Source organism: Sphingomonas sp. LH128 (assembly GCF_000293195.2).
Taxonomy (GTDB): Bacteria; Pseudomonadota; Alphaproteobacteria; order Sphingomonadales; family Sphingomonadaceae; genus Novosphingobium; species Novosphingobium resinovorum_A.
Map to the genome: position 1 here is coordinate 1 of NZ_ALVC01000480.1, position 2,211 is coordinate 2,211.

At 61.5% G+C, this 2,211-nt stretch carries 2 protein-coding genes; one reads left to right on the plus strand and one right to left on the minus strand.

The features are described 5' to 3' along the window. The first annotated feature begins 260 nt into the window (after positions 1 to 260). Positions 261 to 695 (plus strand): hypothetical protein, encoded by a 435-nt coding sequence (locus tag LH128_RS28770; protein WP_008833226.1) that lies wholly within the window; start codon positions 261 to 263, stop codon positions 693 to 695. A 39-nt stretch (positions 696 to 734) separates the two neighbouring features. On the opposite strand, the gene LH128_RS28775 is transcribed toward LH128_RS28770, so the two are convergent. Then, a complete protein-coding gene (locus LH128_RS28775; RefSeq protein WP_037521893.1) occupies positions 735 to 2,105 on the minus strand; it encodes an IS1380 family transposase in 1,371 nt (456 codons plus the stop codon). Between the last annotated feature and the right edge of the window lie 106 nt (positions 2,106 to 2,211).

A 2,211-nucleotide genomic window follows, 5' to 3' on the forward strand; every position in this document is an offset into this window, starting at 1 on the left:
TACCAGTTCGATAAACCCCTCACGGCACATCGGACGCAATCTACCCGTCGCCGAAACAAACATCGCATTGTTCACGGCCGACCATCTCGCTCGCGAGAAGAGTTTTGAATTTCAAATCCTAACGAAAGGTTAATTTTGGTTGAGACGGAAGTTCTCGATAATGAAAACCGCCGTCATTTGAATGACGGCAGCGAGCCTTGACTAGCACGTTCGCTTAATGTTCTAAACGCGTCATAGGTCTCAACGAAGGAGGACAACCTATGAAAATGAAGGACGTATTGGAGGGGTACAACTACGATCTGCCCCTGATGGACGCGATGAACGATGCCGAACTTCGACCTTTTCGCCGGTTGCTGGCGGGAGCCCTTATGGGTGAGAGCCTGGATGCCGGGTACTTCGCGACCCGCGAAATGGCCGATGCCTATTTCGATCTGTGGAACGACGTCCGCAAGGGCGTTCGCTACGGCGAAGGGTACTTGGCCTTCGAGGAAATCCTCAAGGACAAGAACCCGCTGCAGATGAAGCTGTGGTATCTGACCTGCGAGCGCGATCTGAATGAGACCGTTAACCCATCGTATTCACGGTGGTGCGGCTTCTGGTCAATTTCGGGCACTGCCGGTGCTGGCAGCGTGAGCGGGTCGAGCGCCATCGTAGCGTCTGTTTCGCCGCTGAAGAATGATGGTTTGCGAGGTTGAGGGCGACGGGGCGGACGTTCTGCGGCGCAGCCGCGCCGGCTATGTCGGGGCAGGCTTGAGGGCGGAGGCGATGGCCTGGAAGGCTTCGGCATCCGGGCACGCCGAGGCGAAGGCCACGCGGATCCGAGATGCTGTTTCGATGACGCGGGCCGCGACCTTGAGAAGCCGCAGGCGCAGGGTCGCGAACTCGGCGGTGGCAAGCGTGGTGGCTTTGGGGATGGCCTGTCGGAGACGCCACATCAGCCAGTAGGCTGCGGTATGCAGGATCAGCCGCATCTGGTTGGCATTGGCCGACCGACAGGAGGTGCGATCGCTGGAAAGCTGAGACTTGTGCATCTTGATGAGGTTCTCGGCCTGGCCGCGAGCGCAGTAGAGCGTATCGTAGATGTACTCGGCCGAGCCACCTGTCAGCGAGGTGACGACATAGCGGATGTCCATGCCCAGAGTGCTCGCCTCGATCCGGGCGGCGACGCGGCGCTGGCATTTCCAGCTCTTCGCCCCGTAGCGGGTCTCGGCATAATTACGCAGCACCACTCGATTGTCCTCGGCGCGCTTGACCGCGCAGGCATCGGCGGCCGCTACGATGACCGGATCGGCGCGCAGCGCTGCATTGGTGGGAAGTCCGAAGACATAGTCGATGCCGTGCGCCTCGCAGAAGGCCAGGACTTCCGGCCTGCCATAGTGCCCATCACCGCGGATTGTGATGTGGGTGTCGGGCCAGTGCCGGCGGATATGCCGCACGAGACGCCGGAGGTGTCCGGCCGCCTCCGCGCCCGAAGGCGTCTTGCCAGTGCGCAACAGCATGGCGACCGGCCGGCCCGTGGCCGTATCGTAGACGTGGATCGGCAGGAAGCAGCGCTCGCCGTGATGGCCATTCCAGAACGAAAGCTGCTGGTAGCCGTGAACGACATCGCAGGTGTCATCGATATCCAGCGTCACCGCCTTGGGCGGCTTGGGATAGCTGGCGCAGTAGATACCGATCATGGCTCGCATCATGCGCCCCAGCTCGCGCGTAGTCGGCGCGTTCTCCCACCGGCTCATGGTCGGTTGGCTGGCAAGACCCGCGCCCGCCCCCGGCAGTTTGCCCAGCGCCAGGCGGAAGCCGGGATCATCGCGCAGGGTATCAAGGTCGTCGGCATCTTCGTAACCGCAGCAGATCGCCAGGACGCGTGCCCGCAAGATGTCGTCTAGTGCATGGATCACCCGAGAGGGATCGCGCGGATCTGAAATACAGCCGGCAAGCCGCCGGCAAATTCCCATTGCCCGCTCTGCCTGACCCAGCAGCAGAACTCCGCCGTCCGAGGTGAGCCGCCCACCGTCGAACGCCGCGCTCACTTTCTTGCGTCCGATGGCTGGAAACGAAAATCGGGGCGCGCTAAGCTCGCCCTCGGCGGGTGTGGCTTGTGGCATTTTCTGTCCTGAACAGGAGAAGGTGTAGACAGCCAATTCCTACTTCAGAACAGTGCCTTACGCTACTCCCGCCAACCCTCTCGAGCACTCCGGTGAATAACAGCGG